Below are 25,152 nucleotides of genomic sequence, written 5' to 3'. Positions count from 1 at the left end.
AGGGCTGATTCGCATGATGATACACCCTGTTAATCGGAAAGCGTTCACTGAACTGTGTCAGTGAACGCTCTCGTTAATCGTGTGTAGTCTACGATGATTTTTCCACCGCAAGATCAGGTAATCCCGCCCTGTCGCCCACCGCATGGCGTGTAAAAACATTTTTAATCCATTTTATGCGATTGGCCGCATTTAACCCGAGGGAGCGCGCACATTGTATGGATTTTCTTTCATTGGCAAACAGACGCTTCAGCATATCCACACCGGCCAGCATTACCAGGTTATCTGCCTTGCGCCAGCGCTCATAACGGCGCAAAGTTGTCAAATCGCCTATATCTCTGTGCTGGCTGACCGCATCAGCAATGATATCGGCGAGACTGGCCGCATCCAGCAGCCCCATGTTGACACCCTGGCCCGCCATGGGATGAATAGTATGCGCCGCGTCTCCCACCAGCGCGACACGCGGCTTTACATAATGCGCGGCATGTTGTCTATGCAGAGGAAAAGCATGAAGTTTGCTGGCAGCGGTCACTTCCCCCAGCCGGTAGTCGAACGCGCGCCCAAGAGCAGAGATGAAGTCGGGCTCATCCAGCGCCAGGAGGCGTTGCGCTTCGTCGTCACCCAGTGACCAGACGATGGAGGAGGATTTTTCTTCCCGCAAAGGCAAAAATGCCAGCGGCCCGCTCTCAAGAAAAACCTGCCGCGCGGTTTGCAGGTGCGGCAGCGCGGTTTCCACCGCCGCCACGATCGCCTGCTGATGATACGCCTCTTTCTCGATTTCAATGCCAGCCTGCCCACGCAGCCAGGAGTTCGCGCCATCCGCCGCAACAGCCAGTCTGGCAGAAAATTTGCGTCCGCCCCTGGAAATCAGCGTGATATGGTTTTCATGAAATGAAACCGTCTCCATATTGACAGGGGAAATGAAATCCACCCGGGGTGATTGTCTGGCCTTTTCTTCCAGTTCAGCCTGCACAAGAATATTTTCAATGATATAGCCTAACAAGGGTTCGGCGATTTCCTTGCTGTCAAAAGTGACTTCTCCCTTGCCCGCCGCATCCCAGACTTCGATCTTCCTGAACGGGCTTACGCGTTTTGAGTGGATTCCCTGCCATACATTTAATGCCTGGAAAATTCGCCGGGAAGACTGTGCGATAGCGCTGACACGGTGATGATAATGCGCCGCGCTCCAGCGCTGGCTGCGCGGCGCGGACTCCAGCACAGCCACTGACAAAGAGGTTTTTTGCGCCAACATGCAGGCCAGAGCGGATCCCACCATTCCGCCGCCCATGATGACTATGTCATGTGTTGTTTTTTGCATGCAGGATTAATCCCCGGCCAACAAAAAGACTTTTAAAAGGGCAACACCAGGTCCGGCCTGACTGACAAGATCCAGTTGCGGAAAATCTCTTGAATCTGTTTAAGTATCACTTCATTCAATGCCTCGAAACGCAGTATCAGATAAGGCGTGGTGTTTGAAGGCCTGACCAGTCCCCAGCCGTCCGCAAAACTGACGCGCAGGCCGTCTATGGTGTTCACTTCATCTGCGCCGGCAAAATCCGCACGCTCAATCAGCCGCTGCATCAGTTGAAATTTTTCTTCGTCAGCCACCTGCACTTTCAGTTCAGGCGTGATAAGACTGGTCGGAATATCAGAAAACAGCTGATCGCTGTCACTGACCTCGTCCGCGAGTATCTCAAGCAGCCGGGCACCCGCATATAACGCGTCGTCAAACCCGAACCAGCGATCTTTAAAAAAGAGATGTCCGCTCATTTCTCCGGCAAATTGTGCTTTTGTTTCCGCCATTTTTGCCTTGATCAGTGAATGCCCGGTTTTCCACATGATGGGCTCGCCGCCCAGCATGCGAATCATCGCAGCGAGGTTGTTCGTGCATTTCACGTCAAAAATGATTTTCGCACCCGGCTGTTCGGCTAACAGTGATTTTGCATATAACATCATGAGCCTGTCAGGCGAAATGATCTTGCCGCCGGCGGTCACAACACCCAGGCGATCGCCGTCCCCATCAAACGCGAGACCCAGATCCGCCTGCTGGTCGCGCACAGCCCGTATCAGATCCTGCAGGTTTTCTTCCTGGCTGGGATCAGGATGATGATGAGGAAAATCGCCGTCCACTTCGCAAAATAATTCATGCACTTCGCAGCCCAGTGCCCGAAACAGCCGCGGCGCCAGCATTCCCGTCACTCCGTTACCCGCGTCTATCACGATACGCAGCGGCCTTGCCAGATGAATATTTTTTTTCACCTCGGCAAGATAATCATCCTGTATATCCAGGTCCGATCTTGTTCCCGCTCCCTCGTACAGACGATTCTCGACTATGCGCCTGTAAAGTTCCTGTATGCCATTTTCCGCTAGCGTCGCGCCCTTGATGACCATTTTCACACCGTTATATTCGGATGGATTATGGCTTCCGGTCAGCATGACCCCGGAATGGAAATCAAAAATGTGTGTGGCGTAATAAAGAAGAGGCGTAGGCACCACACCAATGTTCACCACATCGCATCCGGCAGATTGCAGCCCTGCAGATAATGCCTCGGCCAGAACGGGACTGGAATGACGGCCGTCACGGGCCAACGTGATTTTCTGTTCATTGAGATCGTGTAACAACGAACCTATGGCTTTTCCAATCAGGAAGACACTTTCTTTCGTCAGCGCCTTGCCTACGATGCCGCGTATGTCATACGAACGAAACGCGGAAGGATGGATGCAAGAATGTTGTGTTTCCAGCATTAATTTTTTCCTGAATGGCCGAAACCGCCGATGCCGCGCTGGGTTTCTGCGAAACGATCCACGACATCGAACTGTGCGCGTATAATAGGCAGAAAAACAAGCTGGGCGATGCGGTCGCCGGGTTGAATAACATATGCGGCATTCCCGCGGTTCCAGCATGACACCATCAAGGGACCCTGATAATCTGCGTCGATCAAGCCTACCAGGTTACCCAGCACGATCCCGTGCTTGTGGCCCAGCCCTGACCGCGGAAGAATCACCGCCGCAATATGCGGATCGGCAATGTAAATAGACAGGCCTGTGGGAATCAATTGGGTTTGACCAGGTTCAAGCGTCAGCGCGACGTCAAGACACGCACGCAAATCGAGGCCTGCGGCGTCTGCCGTTTCATAGCGCGGCAGTGGAAATTCATTGCCAATGCGGGCATCCAGGATTTTCAGCTGAACCGGTGTATGCTGCGCGCGCCGCGCATCAGCGGCCGCCGTTTCATTTGTTTGGGATTGTAGCGTTTCTGTCATGGGCATCTCGATAATTACTGGTTATGATATTCCTTCGCGATCATCATGATTAACTGCCTCGCCAATGGACCTTTCGGCATGCTTGGCAAATGGATCCGGGATTTGCCTATTACTGTCACTTCATTCTCATCCGCGCCCATTCCCGCGCCACGGCCAACCTGGTTGGCAACAATCATATCCATGCCTTTACGCTCTCGCTTGGCCTGCGCCTGCTCTATGACGTGTTCGGTTTCCGCCGCGAACCCGACTATAAAAGGCCGTGGTGACAGCTGCCCGACGCTTGCGACAATATCCGGATTCCGCACGAGTTCCAGTGTCATGGCATCCTGATTTTTATGTATTTTCTGTTCATGCACTTTCTTGCAGCGATAATCGCCCACCGCAGCAACCGAAAGAAAGATATCACAATCTGGAATTTTTCTCATTACCGCATCATACATTTCCTGGGCAGTGGTGACCGACATGCAGTCCATATGCCCTGGTTTCGGAAGGCTCACGGGGCCGCTGATCAAAGTGACGGCCGCCCCCGCTTCCCGCGCCGCTTCAGCCAGCGCATAACCCATTTTTCCGGAACTGCCATTGGTCAGAAACCGCACCGGATCGATTGCTTCATGCGTAGGCCCTGCGGTGACCAGTACTTTCAGGCCGGCCAGGGCTGCAGTCGCGAAAACCGCGCTGAGCTGTTCGAGAATGATCTCTGGTTCAGCCATGCGCCCAGGCCCCACGTCTCCACAAGCCTGGCTGCCGTTACCCGGACCGATGATACAGACCTGTTTTTGCTGCAAGGCACGCAGATTTTCCTGGGTTAAGAGATGTTTCCACATGCCCTGGTTCATGGCGGGCGCCAGCGCAACCGGCGCCTGGGTAGCAAGACACAATGTGGTCAGCAGGTCATCCGCCAGGCCGTGAGCTAGCCGGGCCATAAAATCCGCCGTCGCAGGAGCAATCAACACCGCATCAGCCCAGCGTGCCAGCTCGATATGGCCCATCGCCGCCTCGGCCCGCGCGTCAAATAATGCTTCATGCAGCGGATTCCCTGATACGGCTTGCAACGTGAGGGGCGTGATAAACCGCTTGGCGTTTTCCGTCATTGCCACACGCACTTCGGCGCCCGCCTCACGCAGACGGCGGATGATTTCCGGACTCTTATAAGCAGCGATACTGCCTGTTACCCCAAGGAGTACTCTCTTGCCAACGAGAAATTGCGTCATGAGTATCTGCTCATACAAATGCTTTGCCGTAGAAGATAACATATGTTATTCATTAGTATCATCCTCTTCTTGTTTTCCCTCCGTACCTGCTTCCTTAATGTATTTTTCAGACATCCTTATAAATAACAATTTTTAACATCAAGGAGTTGCCATGCGTATCACAGACTGGCCGCAAGAAGACCGGCCCAGAGAAAAATTACTCAATAGAGGTGAAAATGCCCTGACCGATGCCGAACTGATTGCCATTTTCCTCAAATCCGGCACTCGGGGAAAAACAGCGCTGGATCTCGCAAGAGAATTACTCAATGAATTCGGCGGTATCAAGAAACTGATGCGGGCCCCGTCGCAGTCATTGATACGCAAGCCCGGCCTGGGACGCGCCAAATACTCTACATTGAAAGCAGCGATTGAACTCGGACGGCGTTATCTGGGCGAACCCATGCAAACAGGTGCCGCACTTAATAACAGCCGGATTACACAGCGGTTTCTGGCTGACCGGCTGCGTGAACACACCAGTGAAGTTTTTGCCTGTTTATTCATGGACAACCATTTCCGCCTGATCTGCTTTGAAGAACTTTTTCATGGCACTATCAATGAAACCAGCATATATCCACGCGAGATCGTGCGCCGGGCCTTAATACATAACGCCGCTAAAATCATACTGGCACATAACCACCCTTCCGGCAGCCCCGTTCCCAGTGAGGCAGACAGGCAGGTGACCGCTTTGATCAAAAAAACCCTGCATCTCGTTGATATTGATGTCGTGGATCATATTATCATCGGTAACCCGGATAATTTTTCATTCGCGGAAGCCGGAATGATATCATCCTGACCTGCCTGCCTCCCTTGGCCGAGCGCCAGCCCTCTCTCATGGAATTTCAACGCAATTTATTGCTCTCACATCAACTTTCTGGTATAAGTTGCACCCTTGCAAACTGTTTTAAAACGAATAACTTAGACTAGACGATTGATAGAGAGTAATTTATGGCCAAGAAATGTCCAATCACAGGCAAAGGCCCGATGGTAGGGAATAATGTTTCCCACGCGAATAACAAAACCAAGCGGCGCTACCTGCCAAATTTACAATACAAACGCTTCTGGCTGGAAAACGAGAAACGTTTTGTACGTATTCGTGTCAGCACCCGCGGCATGCGTATCATTGACAAACATGGTATCGAAGCCGTGTTGAATAACATGAAATTACGTGATCAAATCACCGCCCAAGACAAATAGGTAACGATATATGCGCGACAAAATCAAAATGCTCTCCACAGGCAAAACCAAAGCTGGCAAGCCAACCGGGACATTCCGCACAACCACCAAAAATAAAAAGAAGACTACTGAAAAACTTAAGATGAAGCACTACGATCCCCGTGCTTACAATGCAAAAACCGACAAAGTCGGCATGCATGTCTTATTTGAAGAAACCAAGCTTTAACTCTTGCATTATTCTTGCCTGATGATACCAAAGCCTCCTGCCCTCAGGGACAGGGGGTTTTTTGTTATCACGAGGCCAACAATCCCGCGCATTCCTGTCATTCCCGCCGCCATTCGAATACACCAACAAGACCCTGTAAATAAGGAGTTTTTTGTTTAAATCGCGGCCAATAACATCCGACTTGATCCGTCTACATCAATAAATAATAAATCCAATAATTGAATCATATATAAACCATAATTAACTTGATTTATATATAAATCAAACTAGAAATTGCCGAACCGGACTCTGCGCATTATGGCTTACACCCCAAATGTTTTACAGGGTGGTTTGGGGCACCTAGCTCAGCACAATTTTTAAGTTTACAAAGAAGATCGAGCACCTCCAGCCAAGAGCCCGATTTAGCCCCTCAAAATGCAAGCTTCTTTCACGGCAAATTTAAAAAATACTCTGCTGATCTCAATGGCGAGTCCTACATATTGAAATTGAGACAAGATGAAGCGCCCGAGCTTCCAGAGGTAGAATATTTATGCAATCAGATAGCTAAATTACTAGGTATTCCAGTAGCAGAATTTTATTTCATTAGTTTTAACAATGATCCAGCGTTTGTAACGAAAAACTTTATCAAAAAAGATACTCCTACCGATTTACAGCATATTTATCATCACCGGCCTGATGATCAGCATAGTTGCGAAGGAATTATTCGCGCGGTAGCCGAAAAAACCGGGCGTCCGCATGATATTAGCATCCTCATTAAAACCGTATTATTTGATGCATTAATTGGCAATCATGACCGGCACGGAAGAAATTTAGCGTTCATCCTAACAGCAAAAAGCATGTTACTTTCTCCAATATATGACAACGTTTCTTACTTGAGCCTTGAATCAGGAAATATGTTAAAGGCTGATTTCAATCCGACAGGCAAAATCAGTACAAGTGAAACATTTGAGCCAAGTATGCGAGACTATGCAAAAGAATTAAAACGGCTAGGTTACGCGGATGAAATCAACGAATTCTACCAAAACATCAAGTTGTCTCGTCTTTATCAGCTAATTGATGAAAGCTTCTGCAGCGATTTAATGAAAAACGCAATTAAAACCTTAATCGAAAAACGATATAAGGAGCTTCAAAATGAATCATCAAATTAAACCCGACGAAAACCGATTACAGATTTTTCATGAGGGCAGAAAAAGAAGAATATTTGTCGGAGAATTAACCTATAACAATAAAACTAACCGTTATGAGTTGGCTTACGACAAAAAATATGCTCGCTCTAAAAATGCCATACCCATTGGGCCTGAACTTAGCCTTTTTAAATTACATCATGAGTCTGAAAAAAATAAATTATTCCCATCACTGCAAGATAGAATTCCAGATAAATCTAATCCTGCCTATGAGGACTATTGCCACTCTCAAGGTATTTCCCCCAGTGAAAAAATCTCATCATCCTGTTAGGCACAATTGGAAAGCGCGGGCCATCTAGTTTTATTTTTGAACCTGTTTATCGGAGTCATTTTGATCCTAGCGAGATTACTAAATTACGTATTGAATTAGGCATATCTCAACATGATCTAGCTAAAACTTTTGAAATCAAAAAATCCACTTTACAACGAATTGAAGCGGGCGCAAGCAGGGAATTCAATACCTTAAAAAGAGTACAAATTTTATTTGAATTTCCCGAGGTAGCGCTTTGGCAGCTAAAACAAAGCGGGGGCGATATTCATAGCAAAGTGTTAAATAAATTAATTCAATATTTTGAAACTAAACGAGCACAACCTCTCTACGAACAGGTCAATTCACGTGATAAAAGACATTAATAGTTAGCTATTCTTAATTTAATTCGCAACTTGCGAATGCGAGGTGTTCACTTTTCTATGACCAGATTTTCAACCCAAATCACTTCACATGAATGATTTCCTGTATCTTTGCGAGACAAGGAGGTGTTCCACTGATAACCCTTCCCATCAGCGACATTCACCAGATATCCCTCCAGGCTGATGATATTGTTTTCCCGGACGGCTTGAAGCACTTCCTGTACCTGCTTGCTCGCCGGCAATAAATGCATGTTTCCGCTATGTTCAATAATATAAGCGTCATTAACCGGCAATTTTTCCTCATATTTCCAGAAATACCAGCGGTCATGCTGAGTGATTTTGATATGATCCAGTATGCTGGAATCTGACATCAAGCCCCATCCCAATGCCAGGTCCGCCGGAGACAGCTCAGCTTCACGATCAGAATCATAAAAATGAATGCCCAATACCCTGGCGCGGAGAGAAAATGCTGCCACGGGCTTGATCTGGTATCCATTGATTTCAAATGACGCGCCATCTTCCAGCGCGGTCTGGGTCGGTTCTTCATTAACCATTACACCAGGCGGCAGCGGGGGTGCAGGGGCATATTCATAGTGGTGATACACTGCCCACGCCGCCACCCCCAAGAAAACAATAGCAAACACCCATTTTGGATAGCGAGATGCGGGATCCGGCCGCGATGGAAGGTTAGAAAATTGAGGGCTTACAGGTCTGCGATAAAAAACCTTCATCGCCCGGCGCCTCCGGCTAAGAAAAATTGACAGGCAGCCAGCTTGATAGGGCCGCCCGTGCTCAGGATTTCAAAAAAATCAACTTGTCGTCTGGGGCACATACATTTTTAAGCGGTTGGCGAAACGAAGCAGCCGTTCAATCCCGGTTGCTTCGGCCTGCTGGCACCATTCCTGCAAAGCTTCCAGTAATTCCTTTTGACTGGCTGAACTACGGCCCCAGATTTCCTGCAGCTTGAGGCGGAATTGATAAATGACACGCAAGGACTGGAAATTTTCCAGTACCGTCGCCAAGCGCATTTTTTGCGACGCTTTCATGATAGATGCATCGCGAATCAATACCGTTTTAGCCCGCCGCAGCAACATACGACTGGTTTTGCCCGTGCGTCTTTTTTCCTCGCGCAAAACCGGCATAACCACTTCACGGCTATAACGCGACATGAGTTGGAAACGATAAGAGATAATCGCCTTCAGCGTGTCGGTGTCTATGCTGCTTTTGGACAACAGCATTCTGGGTTTGGGAACCACGCGCTTTGGCTTGGCAAGACCAAAAAGCTGCAACAGCCTGATCACATACCAGCCCACATCAACTTCCCACCATTTGGCTGAAAATTTAGCCGAAGTGGCGAAGGCATGATGGTTGTTATGCAGCTCTTCACCGCCCAGGAAAAATCCTATGGGCAAAACATTTCGGGAATTATCTTTCACTTCAAAATTTCTGTAGCCCCAATAATGGCCCACGCCATTAATGACCCCCGCCGCAAACAGAGGGATCCATGCCATTTGCAAAGCCCACATTGTCAACCCCAGAGTACCAAACATGACCAGATCTATCACCAGCATAAGGGCAACACCCATGGTACTCCACCGGCTGTAGAGATTGCGCTCAATCCAGTCATCCGGCGTGCCTTCACCATAACGCTCCAGTGTTTCCTTGTTTCTGGATTCCGCGCGATACAATTCCGCGCCTTCAAAGAAGACTTTCCTGATCCCCCGCGTGACCGGACTATGCGGATCATCACTGGTTTCCACTTTCGCATGGTGTTTGCGGTGAATGGCCGCCCACTCCTTGGTAACCATGCCTGTTGTCAACCATAACCAGAAACGGAAAAAGTGACTGACGAGAGGGTGCATTTCAAGGGCGCGATGCGCCTGGCATCGATGCAGATACAGGGTGACACCCAGAATGGTTATCTGCGTTAACACAAGTAAAACAACGACATAGCCCCACCACGGTAATTGAATCAGTCCGAACACGCCTCACCTCCCCAAAATTTGTTTTTCATATTATCACACAAGCCGCAATCCGGATTGAATTATATTTTTTTAAGCGCTGGATGGGAGGGATTGGATTTTACTGGCCGGCAGCGATAGAATCATGCCCCATTCGCAAGGATAGTCACAAAAGCCCCATGCCAGAATTACCAGAAGTCGAAACCACCCTGCGGGGAATTGGGCCCTGCGTGATCGCTCAACCCGTCACTGATGTCATCATACGACAGCACCGATTGCGCTGGCCTATACCGCGCGGCCTCAAAAACAACTTGTGCAACCAAACTTTACGCGGACTTGCGCGCCGCGGAAAATACATCCTGTTTCACTTTGATAACGGCACACTTTTGCTGCATCTAGGAATGTCAGGTCGTCTCCGTATACTTTCGGAGCCGGCCGCAGCGGGAAAACACGATCATGCGGATATCCATTTTGCCGGTCGGCATATCCTGCGCTTCACTGATCCGCGCCGGTTTGGCGCGCTTTTGTGGACTACTGAAAACCCATTTCAGCATCCTCTCCTGGCCGACATGGGGCCGGAACCACTCACTCCTGACTTTCATGGTCAATATCTGTGGGCTCAGGCCCGCGGCAGGAAAGCACCGGTCAAAGCCTATATCATGGACAGCAAAACCGTCGCCGGCGTGGGCAACATCTATGCAACCGAAGCCTTGTTTCACTCCGGCATACGCCCGCAGACCGCTGCCGGCAAGGTCAGTCTGGCGCAATATCAGAAACTTGCCGATGCTATCAAAAACGTACTGGAAAATGCAGTCAGGAAAGGCGGAACCACTTTGAAAGATTTCATGCAAAGCGATGGCTCACCCGGGTATTTCAGCATTGAATTGCAAGCTTACGGCCGCGCCGGTGAACCCTGCGTACACTGCGAAACAACCTTGAAACTGATACGCACCGGGCAGAGAAGCAGCGTATATTGCCCCGTTTGTCAAAAATAATCCTCTCAGGAATCGCAGCGCAACGGCCTGGCACTAGGCGGTCACCCGGGTCACGTGACGGTATTTAGACATATTGACAACCTGGTCATGAAACGCATCCACACTGGGATGATGCCCAACACTAACTACCGAACAATCCGGCAGACGCTCACGCAATATCTTGTAAAGATGGGCTTCATTGGCAAGGTCCAGCATAGAAGTACTTTCATCCAGAAACACCCAGTCGGGTTTATGCAGCAGGACACGGGCAAACGCCACCCGCTGCTGCTCCCCGGGCGATAACTGTTCTGACCAGTGGGCGACTTCTGACAACCTCGGAATCAGCCCATCCAGATGGCAGTCATGCAGGACAGTTTCAATGTTTTTTTCCAGTTCGGGATCTTTTTTATCCGGGAACAAGATGGCTTCTGCCAGTGTGCCGATTGGCATATAAGGTTTTTGCGGCAGATACATCACGCGTTTGTTTTCCGGAAAAGTCACTTCTCCCGATGCAAAAGGCCAGACGCCGGCTATCGCCCTGATGAATGTGCTTTTGCCGATTCCGGATTCCCCCTTGATGACATAATTTGTCCCATGCACAAAATTTTCATCAATAGCCGTCAACAATGTATTGTCATGTGTTGTCTTGATGGTTAGATCCTTGACCTTGATGGCATTTTCAGGACGCTCCCTGAAAACCACATGATCAGCCTGTTCTGCGTTCATTTCCGCTTCCTTGAGATGATTGACAAATGTGGTCAAACGTTGGGAAATGGCGCGCCATTCAGCAATCTGGGTATATGAATTCACCAGATACGAAAGCGATTCCTGCACGTTGCCGAATGCCCTGAGACTTTGCATCAAGCCACCCAGCAGGAAAACCTTGGTGAAATAATTTGGCAGTGCGACTATCAATGGCAGCAATACGGCAGCCTGGTTAAACCCGCCAGTAAACCACAGCAATAATTTTTGCCTCAGAATAATCGCATACCAATTCTCCAGAACCCTGAAGAAATGAAAATTCAAAATACTCTTCTGATGATCTTCCCCGCGATAAAGCGCAACCTGCTCCGCATGCGAACGTAAATCAATCGCGGAAAAACGAAATGTGGCTTCGCGCTGCTGCTGCTCGAAGTTCAACCCTACCAGCGGATACCCGATCTTGAAAGTCAGCAAGGTCCCGATAAGGTTGTACAGCAATCCGACCCAGACAAGATAACCGTGAATATGGATAGTGCCCAGGGATCCCAGAGGAATAGAGAGCACGCCGGACAAGGTCCAGAGAATATAGATAAATGCGGGAAAGGTCGTGACCGCCCCGACCAGACCCACTGTCAGGCTGATCGAATTGGAAATCAACCCGTTCACATCATCCTGGATACGCTGATCCGGATTGTCCGTTTTGACATCAAAAGTTTCAAGATAATAATATCCGCGCTTCTCAAGCCAGCGCCCTATCATCTGCTCGGTCAGCCAGCGCCGCCACCGCAGTGCAAATATCTGCGAGAGGTAATAACGATAAACAGCAACGACAATATTGAAAGCCGCAAGAATGAAGAAAAAAACCAACAGGCGCACCGCGGCATGCATATTATAGGCTTGCAGCGCATCGTAAAAATAATTGTACCAGTAATTGAAAACAACATCGAAGCCCACCAGAACTATGGTCAAAAAAATAATAATGGTAAAAAACAGGTAGGCGGACAGTTTATATTGCGAGTGCCAGTAGGCCTTGATCAATTCCCAGGTAGTATAATGACGCGATTCCAGCATCAAGGGCGAGCCTTTTTCCGAAAACAACTCCATGCTTTCACTCCGCAATAATCCATACTTCCATTTGACCCCCGATGATAACATATTGCAAGTTGCAAGCGCGTGAATCAGGCGCAACAAACGGTAGTATATGACTGCTGGATTACTGCCTGGCGGCACCCTGGCGGATCAATTCTTCCGGCATTCTTATCACAGACGTTTTTTTAACAAACCAATCAGGCTATAATCACGGAAATTTCTTCATGGAAAGTATTATGAAAAGGACAGCTAAGACCATTGCCGCGTTAATTTTATCCCTGCCTCTGCTAGCCAGCTGTTCTTACAACCCCTTTATTCCGGACAACCATACCACGGGAAGCCCGGTAGGCGCGGCCATAGGCGCGGGCATTGGCGCGGGCGGTGTCGCCGCTCTGGGCGGAACCAAGCCCTATATCGGCCTCGCAGGACTTGCCGGCGGCGCAATCGGCTACTATGTCACCACGCTGCGTTATGACTCCGGCGGCATTATGCAGGCAGGCGGTAAAGTATATAAAATCGGTGACTTCGTGGGCATCTATATCCCCACTGACAGGCTGTTTGAACCCAATACTGCGGAATTCCTGCCGCAGTCCAAGCCCATACTCGACAGTGTTGCCACCGTGCTCATGCGCACCCCAAAAAACAACATCATCATATCCGGTAATACCAGCGGCTTTTATCGATCCAGATGGGAGCAAAAACTGTCCGAGAAACGCGCTCAAAAAATTTCAGCCTATTTGTGGAACTCAGGCATCAATGACTTCAAAACTCCCGGATCAGACTTGCGCAAACTAAGTTATGTCGGTTATGGCGATTACTTCCCTATCGCAAACAAAATCACCAATGATGGAATTCGCGAAAATAGCCGCATCCAGATCACTTCCTACCCGTCGGATTGTGATTTGCATCTGGATAAAAGACATGTTGCCGTCTACAACGTCGGCGGTATCGCCACCGACGGTGATATTGTGAAAGCGCCCGCAAGCCGCTGCAACACCACCAACTCAACCGGCGACTGCATGGATGACTCACTTTAACGAAGCGTTATTCCGCCAGACCCCTGCACCCATCCTGACAAGCCGGAAATTCGCGGATGGACAAAAGCAGAAAAACTGGTCACGACGCCGGCGATAGCAGCGGCAATAGTACGGACCAGACACGCGCGGGATCTACCGTTTCATAACAAGCCGGCGTCACCCGGGACGGCTTTTTGTAAGTGCATTCACGACTCAGGCAGGGAGCGCAGGAAAAATTCGCCGCAAGATGAACGGAGGATTTTCCCAAAGCGCCCGTATAAGCAGGGTTCGTGGATCCATACAGGGAAACGGTGGGCACACCCAGCGCCGCGGCGAGATGCCCAAAACCGGTATCCACCGCGACTGCTGCCGCGGCATTCGCGAGCAACGCGGCCATTTCGGATATTTTCAATCTCGGAAGCACATCGACCGCAGCACCCGCCTGTCCGATTCGCTGCGCCGCCTTGATTTCATCGGGGCTGTTCCCGCTGACCTTGACGCGGTAACCCGCCTGGCCAGCCAGCTCAGCAAGACGCATCCAATAGGATTCCGGCCATTGCTTGGATGTCCAGGTCGTTCCGAATAAAAATACCAGATATTTTTCACCGCTCGTATTCGCCTGAAACATCTGACGGTTCAAATCAAACTCCGGCTGGAGGTCAGGCAAGGCATAGTCCAGTGACAGGCTGAACAAACTGCGCATGCGCACGATCGCATGCTGATAAAAATTAACGTTCAATTTACGCTGATAGACCAGGGACGCGAGCGGTTCGCGCGCCGACCGCCAATCCAGGCCTGCGCGAGGGCCGTCGGCCAAAAAAATCAATAATGCGCTTTTCACCAGACCCTGCGCATCCAGAACAAGGTCATAACGCTGTTTCTTCAACTGCTCACGCACTTGCCCCAAACCCGCGCGGGTGTCACGGGAAAACACGTTCTTGCGCCATCGTCTCAAGGCGACCGGAATGACCCGATTGACGCGCGGATGCCATAAAGGGATATCTGAAAAAACATCTTCGACCATCCAGTCAAAAGTGATTCCGGGGATGGCGCGCCCCGCATCGGTCAAAGCGGGAAAAGTATGGATAATATCGCCCATCGATGAGGTTTTGATTAATAACACACGCATATTTATTGCCTCCATTCTGCCATCGCGGCAAGAACAAGAGCGGGCTTCAAATCACGCATGCAACGGTGATGGCTCAAGGGACAATCACGTTTGAAACAAGGCTGACAGTCGAGATCCAATTTGAGAATTTTCGCCTCCGCTGACAAAGGCGGCGTAAACGCAGGGCTGGTTGATCCGTAGACGGCCACCAGCGGCTTTTTTAAAGCCGCGGCCATGTGCATCAAGCCGGAATCATTTGTCACCACCCCCGATACCAGGGACAACAAATCTATGGTTTCGAAAAGCTCGGTTCTGCCGGATACATTTTCACAGCGGTTTTGCGTCAGCTGCATGATTTTATCGGTGATAGGACGGTCTGCCTGTGAACCAAACAGCCACACATCCCAGCCCTCGGACAATTTCTGATTGGCGACATCCGCAAAATACGTTTCAGGCCAGCGCTTGGCCGGACCAAATGCCGCGCCGGCTCCCAAGGCCAGCACCGGCCGGCCGCGCCAGACCGGTTTGATCTTCGCCAGCGTTGCGGATTGAGAAGAAGGCGAAACGCTGAATTCCGGATACGGATATGCCTCGGGCAATGCCGCGCCGGCCGGCAAGCCCAACGCCATATATTGTTCTATCATTAAGGGATAACGCTTTTTATCGAGTCGCCGCGCGTCATTCAGAAGAAAGTAACGAAATTCCCCCACCCATCCGGTACGCCTGGGAATACCGGCTAACCAGGGAACCAGTGCCGACTTGAAAGAGTTTTGCAACACAATCGCCTGATCATATCGGCTTGCGCGCAGCGTTTTCGCGAGTTGATAACGTGTGCGCAATTTCACTTCCCCATGCGTAAGCGGCATTTCAACAGCCTTGGCTACTTCCGGCATGCACTTCAGCAAGGAAAACGTCCAGGCAGGCGCCAGCACATCTATCTCGGCATCCTGGTGATGCTGCCTGATCAGTTTGAAAAGGCTTTGCGCCATCACCATATCGCCAATCCAGGCCGGACCAATAATCAGAATCTTGTAGGACATATTGTTAAACTATCTGTTTTAATGAATGCGTTGCATATGGTTACTGTGGATGAGCGGCAAGAGTTTCATTCTCTGGAAGAAGAATCATTCAAGATATATTCCGCGCCGCAATAAGGACAAACTATCCTGCCCATCTCCTCTACAGGCAGATAAACACGCGGATGCGCGTCCCAGACTCTGTCCTCGCGCGGAGGACAGGAGAGAGGCAAATCCGCGTGCGAGATAACGTACTGGCGCTGGGTACAGGCTTGATTTTCAGTCCCCCGGCTTTTTTGCATGGTCGTTCTCCGGCTTTTCAGCGAGCTTGTTCACGTGGGCGTAATGATACCTTATTTCAGGCTGATATCCCAACTATCCCAGCATACGTTCCAAACCCTCCCGCAGGGCCATGGCTGGCTTGAATCCCAAGTGCGTTTCTGCCAATCGGATTGCCGCAAATGAAGACTTGATGTCGCCGGTTCGAGCGGGCGCAAAATTCAGCCTGGCCGTGCGGCCGCCAACGCTTTCCAGGAATTTTATGACTTGTAATAACGAATGCGGCTTCCCGGTCGCGATATTTAATACACCCGCGTGGCCGGTTTGCAGCGCCAGACAGTTTGCCTTGGCCACATCTGCTACATGAATGAAATCGCGAGTCTGTTCGCCGTCGCCATACACCGTCAATTCCTGGTCGTGCTGATAAGCATCCAGAAATCGGCTGATCACGCCCGAATAAGGGGATGACGGATTTTGTCTCGGCCCATAGACATTAAAATATCTTAAAGCAAGTGTTTTGACTCCAAACAGCCGGAAGTACAGATCTCCGTAATTTTCCGCGTGGATTTTTTGCAGCGCATAAGGAGACAGCGGCTGCTCCGCCAAAGGAACATCATCCCGACATGGCAAGGACGAAGCATCGCCATAGACTGACGCGCTGGATGCCAGCACCACACGCACAGGATGCCCAGCCTTGCTGGCAGCCTGCAAAACATGCAAAAAACCCTGAGTATTGACCTGGAATGATAAAATCGGATTTTCTATCGATTGCGGTACAGAAACGATAGCGGCCAGATGCATGATCGCATCGCAATCTGACGCCAGCTCCTCAACAAATGGGTACTCAAGGACATCGCCTTCAATAAATTCCAGATTGGGATGTTGCAGCGCCAGGTTTTCAAGCTTTCCGGAAGACAGATTGTCCAGCACGACCACATCGTGCCCCTGGTCCAGCAACAAATCCACCGTATGGGAACCGATAAAACCGGCACCTCCGGTCACGAGTACCCGCTGCGGCGGCATGTGCTGCGGAAGCCCGGTATTCATTCGGCTGCAAGTTCAATGCGGGTTAATGGAATCCAGGTGCGGTAAAGGCTGATCCCGAAATAAAGCAGACAATACCCTACCGACATGGCGACCAACAAGTGATTGGACTGTGGGTAAAGCCATAGCAATCCGGTTGTTGCCGCTCCCCACAGGATGGTGATCATCACCATGCCGAGACGCAGAAATTTATTGTCCGTCAGGTAATCAAGACGGGATGGATAGACATATTTGATGGGCACAAAACTCAGTATGGCGAGCGAGAGCAGGATGATCATGTTCGTCAGGGGGCTCATTTGCCAGAAAAACAGGTAAAAGACCGCGATGTTCCAATAACTGGGAAAGCCCTTGAAAAAATGATCCATCGTCTTGGCATCCACCTGGGTGAACTGATAAGCCGAAGAAAAGGTAATAACCATCACGCATACGACGCGCCAGTATTCAGGGAGCAGGTTGGTCACCAGCAGAAAAAAACAGGGCACCAGGGTGTAGGTAAAGAAATCAACAATATTATCCAATAACGCGCCATCCACCTCCGGCACGGCTTCCTTGATTTTGACCATGCGGGCAAACATGCCGTCCACCGCATCAATCAGGATGGCGGCGCCCATCAGCCAGAGCGCAAGCAGCAGATTCTGCTGGTGGATGGCTAACAAGGCAAGCAGACCCACGCAGGCTCCGCTAGCGGTAAACGCATGGATCAGCCAGCCGGTTGATCGCTGTATCAAGCTGACTTTATTGGAAGAATACACATTTCTCAATCACGCTCTCCTTAAATCACTGATATGCTTAACCTTGGAAAAAGCAAATAACAGCACCGCCACGCCCAGCAAGCCGGATAAAAGAGAGCCCGCTATCACCCCCAGACGCACTTCCATTAAATAAGCACTTTCATTTGCAAACGAAAGGGTACCAAGAAACAGGCTCATAGTAAAACCTATACCGCATAGTAAAGCCGCGCCATAAAACTGCAGCCACGTTGTATTTTCAGGCAGCCGCGCCCATTTTAGCCTGATCAGTATCCAGGAGAAAAACATGACGCCCGCCTGCTTGCCAATTAATAACCCCAATACTATCCCCAGCACCACATCATCCAGCAGGATTTTCCAGGTCAACCCATGCAGGGAAAATCCTGCGTTGGCGAGAGCAAATAATGGCATGATAATATACGCCACCCAGGGGTGTAATCCGTTTTCAAGCCTGTGCAAAACTGACTTGCGTTTATCAGCATTGTCCGGTGCCGCAAGTGCGAATAAGACACCGGCGATTGTAGGATGAATGCCCGCACAAAACAGGCTTATCCATAGCAAGACGCCCAATACGCCATACAGCGGCAGCGACCTCACAGACATGGCGTTCAATCTGAATAATAACAGCAGGATAAGCGCCGAAACCGCCAGCAAAAGCACTGACACTCCATTTGAATAAAACACAGTAATGATAAGAATAGCGCCCACGTCGTCAAAAATGGCGAGCGCCATTAAAAACAGCTTGAGGGTCACCGGTATCCGCTTGCCAAAGAGGGACAATACACCCAGTGCGAATGCGATATCCGTGGCGACCGGCGTGGCCCAGCCCCTCAGCGTCACGGGGTCAGGATAACAGATCAGGCAGTAGATCAACGCGGGAACCACCATCCCCCCCAGCGCGGCAATCAAGGGCAACGCCATTTGTGAAAACCTGGAAAACTGTCCTTCCAGATATCCTCTCTTCAACTCCAGCCCGACGACGAGAAAAAACAAAGTCATGAGCCCGTCATTAATCACGAATAAAAATTGATCGATGAATTGCTGATGGATAAACCTTAGGGGGGAGTTCGCCCAGAGCATGGCCAGCAAGGCCATTACAAACAAAATGATGCCTCCGGCTGATTCCAGCTGTAAAAAACGTTGGACGACGCGGATGGGCATAACGGCATCCTGCTCCGATTTAATTTATTTGATACATTATATACTTACCTCAGCCGGTCTGACGATTTCCGGCTGCCCTCTGCACAATGCCCGTCACGTCGCGCTTGATTAAACAGCTGTTCATCATGCAAAATCGCTCCTGCCGGCAGAGAAAGGCCGTCTGAAAACCTGATCGGGCCTAGTAGTCCACACTATTGTTTTTCCTTCAGTTATGCAATAAATTCAGCAACATCATTACGTTGTTACTTAAGGAGCTGTGAATGCCAATTCCAAAGATGTCTGACTTTGATCTAAAAGGTAAGCGTACCTTGATTCGGGTAGACTTCAATGTTCCTCTCAAAAACGGCGAAGTCACGAGCGATCATCGCATTCGGGCCGCGCTTCCAACTATCAAGCAGGCGCTTAAGGCAGGCGCCAAGGTTATGTTGATGTCTCATCTCGGCCGTCCGGTCGAAGGCGTCCATGATGAAACTTTTTCATTAGCTCCGGTGGCAAGAGAATTATCCAAATTACTGAAAACGGAAGTTCCGCTGATCCAGAACTGGATTGACGGTTTCAATATGGGAAATGCCCAGCTCGTTTTGTTGGAAAATGTACGTTTCAACCACGGCGAAACCGAGAATAATGTCGAGCTTTCAAAGAAGATCGCAGCCCTGTGTGACGTGTTCGTCATGGATGCGTTCGCTACTTCCCACCGCGCCGAGTCTTCCACCTCCGGTGTGATCAAGTACGCAAAAGAAGCCTGTGTTGGTCCGTTGATGATTTCGGAATTACAGGCGCTGGATAAAATCATGGAAAAACCCGCCCATCCAGTCTTGGCTATTGTCGGTGGCTCCAAAGTATCCACCAAGCTGGCCTTGCTGGATTCACTGGTGAAAAAAGTGGACGCCATCATTATCGGCGGCGGCATAGCCAACACCTTCCTCGCAGCCGAAGGCTACACCGTTGGCAAATCGCTTTACGAACCCGACCTGATCGATGAAGCCGAACGCCTGACACTGGATGCCAAAAAACGCAATGCGGAAATCCCCCTTCCGGTTGACGTAGTGGTGGCGGAACGGTTTGCGGAAAATGTTGAAGCCTATGTGCGCCTGGTTTCGCAAATTGATGACAATGAAAAAATATTTGATGTCGGACCTGACACTATCAAGATTTTCATCAGCCTGATTAAAAAGGCCAAGACTATCCTGTGGAACGGCCCGATAGGCGCATTCGAAGTGGAAGAGTTTTCAAAAGGCACGCAAGCCATTGCCAAGGCCATCGCTGAAAGCAAGGCATTTAAAGTCGCGGGCGGCGGTGATACACTTGCCGCCATTGAAAAATATCGAATCGGCAGCAAGATCGATTATATTTCAACAGGCGGCGGCGCGTTCCTGACTGTGCTGGAAGGCAAGAAATTACCTGTCATCGCCGCTTTAGAAGAGCGAATGATTAAAAATGAAAAGGTCGCATGAATTATCTTCGTCGTACAAAAATCGTTGTCACGCTGGGGCCGTCACTTGACAGCCCCGATATGCTTGAACGCGTCATTCTCGCTGGAGCTGTTGTTTTTCGCGCAAACTTTTCGCATGGCGATCTCAGCATGCATGAATCCCGAATCAGCAAGGTGCGTGAAATCGCGGCACGCCATGAAAAGCCGGTCGCCCTGCTAGTTGACCTCCAGGGACCCAAGATCCGCATAGGCCGGTTTAAAAATAATAAAATCCTGTTAAAAGAAGGGCAGACTTTTGTCCTTGATACCGCGCTGGATGAAAATTCCGGTGATGATCAATCCGTGTCCCTAGGTTACGAGAATCTGCCCCGCGATGTGCGCAAGGAGGACACGCTGCTGCTGGATGACGGACGCATCGTCATGAAGGTGCTGGATGTTGAAAACACAAAAATTTTCTGCCAGGTGATCGTCGGCGGAGAACTCTCGAATAACAAGGGTATAAACCGGCTGGGCGGCGGCTTGTCGGCGGCCGCGTTGACTGACAAGGACAGGGCGGATATCAAGGAAGCAGTCAGACTGGGCGCTGATTACATTGCGGTCTCCTTTCCCCGCCATGCTGACGACATCAAGGAAGCCCGTATTTTACTCAAGGCAGCTGGCGGTAACCCTGGCATCATTGCCAAAATTGAGCGCGCGGAAGCCATCACCAACCTTGACGGCATCATAGAAGCCTCCGATGCGGTCATGATTGCCCGCGGCGATCTGGGCGTGGAGATAGGCGATGCTGAATTGCCCGCGATGCAGAAAAAAATCATCAAGATTGCCAAGGTCTTCAGCAAACCTGTGATTACCGCGACTCAAATGCTGGAAACCATGACACACAACACCATTCCGACACGCGCGGAAGTATCCGATGTGGCCAATGCGGTCCTCGACGGCACCGATGCCGTCATGTTATCTGGTGAAACAGCTGTGGGCCTTTATCCCGACAAAGCCGTCGCAGCCATGGACAGGATCTGCCTCAGCGCTGAAAAACACCGCAGTGTCAAATCCATGCGCAATACCCGCGACCAGCAGCTGCGATATGTAGATGAAGCCATCGCCATGGCAACCATGTATACAGCCAATCATCTGGACATTAAAGCCATCATTGCGCTGACCGAATCCGGCACAACCCCGCTGCTCATGTCCCGGGTCAACTCCAATATTCCCATCTATGGATTAAGCAGGCATGATGAAACCCTGCGGCGCATGACTATGTTTCGCGGCGTCTACCCTGTTCCCTTTGACGCAACACATATAGACAGGCGCATTCTGAACCAGGCGGCAATAGAAGAATTGCAAAACCGCAAAATCCTGAAAAGCGGCGATCTGGTCATTATCACCAAAGGTGACCTCATAGGGGTGCACGGCAGAACCAATTCGTTAAAAATTGTCACTGTCGGCAATTAAAACCACCCGCTTGTTCTTTGCCGCGTTTCTCAAAATGTTATCGGTGGTTGCGGCGCGCGTAGGATGAAAGATGGCGGGCCCATCATTCCCCGATGCAATAAAGAGACTTAAGTATTCATTAAGCTGGCTGCTATATACTTTAAAATCAAATAATTAACTATCAGGCCGGAATATGAACTCTCGCGAAGTTGATGGCTCCCCCGCTGAAAAGCGCACCGGCAGCAGTTATGCGGCCAGTTTGCAAGCTCTTTGGTATCCTGCCGCCACGTCTACTGGCATTAGCCTGGAGGAAGTTGGCTCGTCCAGACGACCGGAAGCCCCTATCTCTGCCAGAGAGATAAGCGAAGCATTGGATGACGCGCGCAAGTCAACCGCCAGAGTTTACAATATCACTCACTTGCCGCGTTCAAACATGAATGTGTGCGTGCTGGGGTGTCAGGGCAGCACGGGAGAAGACCCCAAAAAAGTCGCGGCTAAAATAAATGAATTCGCCAAGAGCCATCCAGAATTGAAACCGGACCTGATTATTCTTCTTGGCGATAATTTTTACCCTGACGGAGTGTTCAATCCGGTCGACCCCCGCTTTGAATCGCAGTTTCACGGGATTTACGGCAATCCGGAACTAACTGAAATCTGCAGCGTGCCTTGTGTTGTCGTACTGGGCAACCACGACGGCGGGCGCGATACAGAAACCCAGCTGAAATCCTGGGTTCCGGGACATAATTATCTGTTAGGCACCAATCCGCACAGCAACGATGAGGCGGAATTACAACAGGTCGCCCATTCCATGCTGCGTCATCCCAGCGATCCTCTTCGGGAAGAAAAAAAGTCCCGGTTGTTTCAGCAGGACGTGATCGATTACCGGCATCTTCCCAAGCATTTAATGCCGCATTTTTACCATTCCTGGGTTTTCAACAAATTCCAGGTATTCGCGTTGAATTCGAATACCTATGCCAAAGACTTTCTGGAGTTGATGAGATTATTCGCGTTCGACAAGGAAATTGATCCCTCAACCAATCAGGCTGCCTGGCTGGAACAGGCGTATGCCCAGGCCGCCACGAACAAGAGAGCCACCTTGTTTACCATGCATCATCCATTGTTTTCTGTAGGCAAACGTGTGTATTCGTCCGGCTGGGATGCCAAGCATTATCTCAACCCCGGTGAAATTACCCTGTTGAACCGCATCCTGCAGATACCACCCCGCTCATCTGATTTCAAAGAGCGATTGAAACAGGCTTTTCTGGAACCGCTGGACCTCAAAAATCTCGACACAAACGCCAATTACAATGCGATGCTGGCCAAAATCATTTATGATTTCCAAGGCCTGCAGCCCTCTATGATCAGCACCGCGCATGATCATTCCATTTATGTCTACAACAACGCAGCGGACGAAACCTCTGGTCCAAAAGTTTGCCAGATTGTGGCGGGCGGCGGCGGCAGCAATGAACTCCAGCACCGCTTATATTTTGGAAAACAGAAAAATCTTGGCTGTTTCATGCGGGAACACGGATTCGCCATTCTTTCCTGCGACACCACCAAACCGGAATTATTCAACATTAATGTCGTGACGACGCGCGGCTATCATTTACAGTTTACCAGCCGTGACAGCAAGCCGGTTCGCATGGAAACCAAGGATGAGCGGGTGGCAGAGCTGCGCGGCATTGTCCTGCAAGCCTGTGGTAATTACGTCGATTTTCTCCATGAAAAGCAGACGGAAACCGACGGAGGATTCTTCAACAAGATGCCTCCGTTAACCAGCATATACAAAATGCTCAATTACAACCGCACACATACACAACATGATGTAGACTGCATGCATGAAATGATGAACTTCTTCAATCAGTTCACTCCTTCGGAATATGGAGACACCATCATATTTCTGCATAGTCTCATGGAAAACCTGCAAAACAAGGATTCCGATCATTCTCTCTATCTGGTTATCAATACAAAACTGCAAATGCGTTACGGAAAAAGCATAGATCAACTGCATGAGGAAGTACTGCGCACCGCGCTGGAAGCACACCACCATTAGAATTCATTTCAAAAACCATCCTTGAAACCAGTTCCAGACAGGCGCGCTCGTCACATATCCGGACATAAACCCCGGTCATGCAAAATGCGATGTATATTTTTTGACAGCCCGTTGGATTAAGGGTATGATGAGTAAGGCTGTTTCATCCAAACCATGAGATAGCAGTCTGAACAATCGGAAATAAATGACTATGAAAACAATATCTTCCTGCACAAAACATCGCGGACGCTGGCGCAGCTAACCAAAAGCCGCCCTTTGTTTTTTTGCGTATTAATGTGTTGGAGGATTCACCCATGTTTCACCCCGGTCTTATTATCAGTCATCTCATGACAGCTCGGCTTTGGCGCCCCTAGGCGCATTTATACCATTCCACAAGTTTTTCTACGCGCAGTTTTCTGCGCACGTCCCTGAATAAATTGAGGAGAGCTGTCATGACTGTATTTTCCAATATGATTAAAATCTTGTTTTTGACATTCTTTGCCGCCGCTCTGGCTGGCTGCAAGGCTTCTGCAAACGAGAAAAAAATCGGAATCATCGTTCCCATTGAACACAAAGCCATGGATGAAATCGTCGATGGCTTTACCAAAACCTTAAGCGCGAAATCTTCCTATCCGCTGCGGTTCAAGGTTGCCAACGCGCAGGCGGACATGAACCTGCAGCGCGCCATCATTCAGCAAATGAAAAGCGAGGGTTATGACATGATCGTACCCATTGGTTCGGATGCAACGCAAATGTCCGTGTCCTCAATACAGAAACAGCCTATAGTCAGCCTGGCATCCAGCCTGACACAACAAGACCGGAGCCGGCTAAAAACATGCAACATCGCTGTCGTGCATGATGAAATTTCTGCCGAGCGTCTGTTGCAATTTATTCATCAAGCCTATCCGGAAATGCAGCGGATTGTCCTCATTCACAGCGCCGCGGACAAAGTCTTTCCGGAAGTGGAAGCCGCTGTAACCGCAGGAAAAAACACGGGGATTACCATCAAACCGGTCATGGTGCCAACACTGAATGAATTATACGGCACGGCAAACAATCTTCCTGCTGATGCCCAAGGCATTCTGGTTCTGAAAGACAGCCTCATTGTAAGCGGCATTTCCACCCTCGAAAAAGCGGCCGCCAAACAGCAAATTCCACTCATCACATCCGATCAGGGATCGGTGCAGGACGGAGCGGGATTCGCACTCGGTGTGCATGAGCGCGATATCGGTGTGGAGGGAGCCAATCTGGCCGCGGCTATTCTATCGGGAAAAAACCCATGCAGCCTGCCGATCACAACCATGTCGAAACTGACTGTCTTTGTGAACAACTCCTCACTGGACCAGGAAAAGCAGTCATTTGCTCCAATTCAGTCGGCGGCGGAAAAACTGCATTACACGCTTGAACCTGTCAACAAGACAGACAGGAGTTGATC

25 protein-coding genes are annotated in these 25,152 nt (G+C 49.9%); 12 read left to right on the top strand and 13 right to left on the bottom strand.

The window, feature by feature from the left end; all coding sequences use genetic code 11:
• Positions 1–88: 88 nt before the first annotated feature.
• Genes AQULUS_RS00905 through coaBC form a run of 4 tightly spaced genes read right to left on the bottom strand, consistent with a single transcriptional unit; the run spans position 89 to position 4,513 of the window.
• Positions 89–1,315, bottom strand: coding sequence for a UbiH/UbiF/VisC/COQ6 family ubiquinone biosynthesis hydroxylase (locus AQULUS_RS00905; RefSeq protein WP_148337727.1), 1,227 nt, complete (start codon positions 1,313–1,315; stop codon positions 89–91).
• 32 nt (positions 1,316–1,347) lie between these two features.
• Positions 1,348–2,739, bottom strand: a complete 1,392-nt coding sequence (locus AQULUS_RS00900) for a phosphomannomutase/phosphoglucomutase (RefSeq protein WP_408608947.1) — start codon at positions 2,737–2,739, stop codon at positions 1,348–1,350.
• Positions 2,740–2,741: 2 nt separating this feature from the next.
• The gene (dut, locus tag AQULUS_RS00895) at positions 2,742–3,260 is read right to left on the bottom strand and encodes a dUTP diphosphatase (RefSeq protein WP_148337722.1); all 519 of its coding nucleotides are present in this window, start codon (positions 3,258–3,260) and stop codon (positions 2,742–2,744) included.
• A 14-nt stretch (positions 3,261–3,274) separates the two neighbouring features.
• On the bottom strand, positions 3,275–4,513 hold the full coding sequence (gene coaBC / locus AQULUS_RS00890; protein ID WP_408608914.1) for a bifunctional phosphopantothenoylcysteine decarboxylase/phosphopantothenate--cysteine ligase CoaBC: 1,239 nt from the start codon (positions 4,511–4,513) through the stop codon (positions 3,275–3,277).
• 109 nt (positions 4,514–4,622) lie between these two features.
• On the opposite strand from coaBC, the gene radC reads away from it, so the two are divergent.
• The 6 genes from radC (at position 4,623) to AQULUS_RS13170 (ending at position 7,726) form a co-directional block, all read left to right on the top strand.
• Positions 4,623–5,303: a RadC family protein gene (gene radC, locus AQULUS_RS00885; RefSeq protein WP_148337720.1), complete on the top strand. Its 681-nt coding sequence runs from the start codon at positions 4,623–4,625 to the stop codon at positions 5,301–5,303.
• A gap of 152 nt (positions 5,304–5,455) precedes the next feature.
• Positions 5,456–5,704: a 50S ribosomal protein L28 gene (gene rpmB, locus AQULUS_RS00880; RefSeq protein WP_148337718.1), complete on the top strand. Its 249-nt coding sequence runs from the start codon at positions 5,456–5,458 to the stop codon at positions 5,702–5,704.
• Between the two features lie 10 nt (positions 5,705–5,714).
• Positions 5,715–5,909, top strand: a complete 195-nt coding sequence (gene rpmG, locus AQULUS_RS00875; RefSeq protein WP_148337716.1) for a 50S ribosomal protein L33 — start codon at positions 5,715–5,717, stop codon at positions 5,907–5,909.
• A gap of 260 nt (positions 5,910–6,169) precedes the next feature.
• Positions 6,170–7,057: a HipA domain-containing protein gene (locus AQULUS_RS00870; protein ID WP_332066320.1), complete on the top strand. Its 888-nt coding sequence runs from the start codon at positions 6,170–6,172 to the stop codon at positions 7,055–7,057.
• Positions 7,041–7,364 carry a HipA N-terminal domain-containing protein gene (locus AQULUS_RS00865; RefSeq protein WP_148337712.1) on the top strand — a complete coding sequence of 108 codons (324 nt, stop codon included), beginning with the start codon at positions 7,041–7,043 and terminating at the stop codon, positions 7,362–7,364. The genes AQULUS_RS00870 and AQULUS_RS00865 overlap by 17 nt, the downstream gene beginning before the upstream one ends.
• Positions 7,352–7,726 carry a helix-turn-helix domain-containing protein gene (locus tag AQULUS_RS13170; protein WP_148340235.1) on the top strand — a complete coding sequence of 125 codons (375 nt, stop codon included), beginning with the start codon at positions 7,352–7,354 and terminating at the stop codon, positions 7,724–7,726. The genes AQULUS_RS00865 and AQULUS_RS13170 overlap by 13 nt, the downstream gene beginning before the upstream one ends.
• Positions 7,727–7,773: 47 nt before the next feature.
• Here the strand turns inward: AQULUS_RS13170 and AQULUS_RS00855 are convergent, their stop codons facing one another.
• Positions 7,774–8,454 carry a hypothetical protein gene (locus tag AQULUS_RS00855; RefSeq protein ID WP_148337710.1) on the bottom strand — a complete coding sequence of 227 codons (681 nt, stop codon included), beginning with the start codon at positions 8,452–8,454 and terminating at the stop codon, positions 7,774–7,776.
• A 78-nt stretch (positions 8,455–8,532) separates the two neighbouring features.
• Positions 8,533–9,708 (bottom strand): DesA family fatty acid desaturase, encoded by a 1,176-nt coding sequence (locus AQULUS_RS00850; protein WP_148337708.1) that lies wholly within the window; start codon positions 9,706–9,708, stop codon positions 8,533–8,535.
• Positions 9,709–9,863: 155 nt separating this feature from the next.
• Here AQULUS_RS00850 and mutM point away from each other — a divergent pair, with 155 nt between their 5' ends.
• On the top strand, positions 9,864–10,679 hold the full coding sequence (mutM, locus tag AQULUS_RS00845) for a bifunctional DNA-formamidopyrimidine glycosylase/DNA-(apurinic or apyrimidinic site) lyase (protein WP_148337706.1): 816 nt from the start codon (positions 9,864–9,866) through the stop codon (positions 10,677–10,679).
• A 33-nt stretch (positions 10,680–10,712) separates the two neighbouring features.
• Here mutM and AQULUS_RS00840 read toward each other — a convergent pair whose 3' ends face one another.
• Positions 10,713–12,464 (bottom strand): ABC transporter ATP-binding protein/permease, encoded by a 1,752-nt coding sequence (locus AQULUS_RS00840; RefSeq protein WP_172622681.1) that lies wholly within the window; start codon positions 12,462–12,464, stop codon positions 10,713–10,715.
• 221 nt (positions 12,465–12,685) lie between these two features.
• Between AQULUS_RS00840 and AQULUS_RS00835 the strand changes: the two genes are divergently transcribed.
• Entirely contained in the window at positions 12,686–13,486 is an 801-nt protein-coding gene (locus tag AQULUS_RS00835; RefSeq protein WP_172622680.1) for an OmpA family protein, read from the top strand.
• Positions 13,487–13,565: 79 nt separating this feature from the next.
• Here AQULUS_RS00835 and waaC read toward each other — a convergent pair whose 3' ends face one another.
• From waaC to nhaA, 6 genes are all read right to left on the bottom strand, one after another.
• Positions 13,566–14,594, bottom strand: coding sequence for a lipopolysaccharide heptosyltransferase I (waaC, locus tag AQULUS_RS00830; protein WP_148337700.1), 1,029 nt, complete (start codon positions 14,592–14,594; stop codon positions 13,566–13,568).
• Positions 14,595–14,596: 2 nt separating this feature from the next.
• Positions 14,597–15,613, bottom strand: a complete 1,017-nt coding sequence (gene waaF, locus AQULUS_RS00825) for a lipopolysaccharide heptosyltransferase II (protein ID WP_148337698.1) — start codon at positions 15,611–15,613, stop codon at positions 14,597–14,599.
• 65 nt (positions 15,614–15,678) lie between these two features.
• Entirely contained in the window at positions 15,679–15,891 is a 213-nt protein-coding gene (locus tag AQULUS_RS00820; protein WP_148337696.1) for a zinc-finger domain-containing protein, read from the bottom strand.
• 73 nt (positions 15,892–15,964) lie between these two features.
• Positions 15,965–16,915 carry an NAD-dependent epimerase/dehydratase family protein gene (locus AQULUS_RS00815; RefSeq protein WP_148337694.1) on the bottom strand — a complete coding sequence of 317 codons (951 nt, stop codon included), beginning with the start codon at positions 16,913–16,915 and terminating at the stop codon, positions 15,965–15,967.
• Positions 16,912–17,664, bottom strand: coding sequence for a CDP-alcohol phosphatidyltransferase family protein (locus tag AQULUS_RS00810; RefSeq protein WP_148340234.1), 753 nt, complete (start codon positions 17,662–17,664; stop codon positions 16,912–16,914). Before AQULUS_RS00810 ends, AQULUS_RS00815 begins: the two co-directional genes overlap by 4 nt.
• A 9-nt stretch (positions 17,665–17,673) precedes the next feature.
• Positions 17,674–18,822 carry a Na+/H+ antiporter NhaA gene (gene nhaA / locus AQULUS_RS00805; RefSeq protein ID WP_148337692.1) on the bottom strand — a complete coding sequence of 383 codons (1,149 nt, stop codon included), beginning with the start codon at positions 18,820–18,822 and terminating at the stop codon, positions 17,674–17,676.
• Between the two features lie 260 nt (positions 18,823–19,082).
• On the opposite strand from nhaA, the gene AQULUS_RS00800 reads away from it, so the two are divergent.
• The 4 genes from AQULUS_RS00800 (at position 19,083) to AQULUS_RS00785 (ending at position 25,150) form a co-directional block, all read left to right on the top strand.
• Positions 19,083–20,276, top strand: coding sequence for a phosphoglycerate kinase (locus AQULUS_RS00800; protein WP_148337690.1), 1,194 nt, complete (start codon positions 19,083–19,085; stop codon positions 20,274–20,276).
• On the top strand, positions 20,273–21,706 hold the full coding sequence (gene pyk, locus AQULUS_RS00795; protein ID WP_148337688.1) for a pyruvate kinase: 1,434 nt from the start codon (positions 20,273–20,275) through the stop codon (positions 21,704–21,706). The genes AQULUS_RS00800 and pyk overlap by 4 nt, the downstream gene beginning before the upstream one ends.
• Before the next feature lie 172 nt (positions 21,707–21,878).
• Positions 21,879–23,738: a metallophosphoesterase gene (locus AQULUS_RS00790; protein ID WP_148337686.1), complete on the top strand. Its 1,860-nt coding sequence runs from the start codon at positions 21,879–21,881 to the stop codon at positions 23,736–23,738.
• A 431-nt stretch (positions 23,739–24,169) separates the two neighbouring features.
• Positions 24,170–25,150: an ABC transporter substrate-binding protein gene (locus tag AQULUS_RS00785; protein WP_148337684.1), complete on the top strand. Its 981-nt coding sequence runs from the start codon at positions 24,170–24,172 to the stop codon at positions 25,148–25,150.
• The last annotated feature ends 2 nt before the right edge of the window (positions 25,151–25,152 follow it).

Origin of the sequence: Aquicella siphonis (assembly GCF_902459485.1) — a bacterium.
GTDB lineage: Bacteria > Pseudomonadota > Gammaproteobacteria > DSM-16500 > DSM-16500 > Aquicella > Aquicella siphonis.
The sequence above is the reverse complement of the archived record's forward strand: the minus strand, read 5'-3'. Positions and strand labels throughout refer to the sequence as shown.

Bases quoted from the DNA above. Each gene is read 5' to 3' on its own strand.
- AQULUS_RS00905 (WP_148337727.1), bottom strand. From the start codon at position 1,315: ATGCAAAAAACAACACATGACATAGTCATCATGGGCGGCGGAATGGTG.
- dut (WP_148337722.1), bottom strand. From the start codon at position 3,260: ATGACAGAAACGCTACAATCCCAAACAAATGAAACGGCGGCCGCTGAT.
- coaBC (WP_408608914.1), bottom strand. From the start codon at position 4,513: ATGTTATCTTCTACGGCAAAGCATTTGTATGAGCAGATACTCATGACG.
- radC (WP_148337720.1), top strand. From the start codon at position 4,623: ATGCGTATCACAGACTGGCCGCAAGAAGACCGGCCCAGAGAAAAATTA.
- rpmB (WP_148337718.1), top strand. From the start codon at position 5,456: ATGGCCAAGAAATGTCCAATCACAGGCAAAGGCCCGATGGTAGGGAAT.
- rpmG (WP_148337716.1), top strand. From the start codon at position 5,715: ATGCGCGACAAAATCAAAATGCTCTCCACAGGCAAAACCAAAGCTGGC.
- AQULUS_RS00865 (WP_148337712.1), top strand. From the start codon at position 7,041: ATGAATCATCAAATTAAACCCGACGAAAACCGATTACAGATTTTTCAT.
- AQULUS_RS00855 (WP_148337710.1), bottom strand. From the start codon at position 8,454: ATGAAGGTTTTTTATCGCAGACCTGTAAGCCCTCAATTTTCTAACCTT.
- mutM (WP_148337706.1), top strand. From the start codon at position 9,864: ATGCCAGAATTACCAGAAGTCGAAACCACCCTGCGGGGAATTGGGCCC.
- AQULUS_RS00840 (WP_172622681.1), bottom strand. From the start codon at position 12,464: ATGGAGTTGTTTTCGGAAAAAGGCTCGCCCTTGATGCTGGAATCGCGT.
- AQULUS_RS00835 (WP_172622680.1), top strand. From the start codon at position 12,686: ATGAAAAGGACAGCTAAGACCATTGCCGCGTTAATTTTATCCCTGCCT.
- waaC (WP_148337700.1), bottom strand. From the start codon at position 14,594: ATGCGTGTGTTATTAATCAAAACCTCATCGATGGGCGATATTATCCAT.
- waaF (WP_148337698.1), bottom strand. From the start codon at position 15,613: ATGTCCTACAAGATTCTGATTATTGGTCCGGCCTGGATTGGCGATATG.
- AQULUS_RS00820 (WP_148337696.1), bottom strand. From the start codon at position 15,891: ATGCAAAAAAGCCGGGGGACTGAAAATCAAGCCTGTACCCAGCGCCAG.
- AQULUS_RS00815 (WP_148337694.1), bottom strand. From the start codon at position 16,915: ATGAATACCGGGCTTCCGCAGCACATGCCGCCGCAGCGGGTACTCGTG.
- nhaA (WP_148337692.1), bottom strand. From the start codon at position 18,822: ATGCCCATCCGCGTCGTCCAACGTTTTTTACAGCTGGAATCAGCCGGA.
- AQULUS_RS00800 (WP_148337690.1), top strand. From the start codon at position 19,083: ATGCCAATTCCAAAGATGTCTGACTTTGATCTAAAAGGTAAGCGTACC.
- pyk (WP_148337688.1), top strand. From the start codon at position 20,273: ATGAATTATCTTCGTCGTACAAAAATCGTTGTCACGCTGGGGCCGTCA.
- AQULUS_RS00790 (WP_148337686.1), top strand. From the start codon at position 21,879: ATGAACTCTCGCGAAGTTGATGGCTCCCCCGCTGAAAAGCGCACCGGC.
- AQULUS_RS00785 (WP_148337684.1), top strand. From the start codon at position 24,170: ATGACTGTATTTTCCAATATGATTAAAATCTTGTTTTTGACATTCTTT.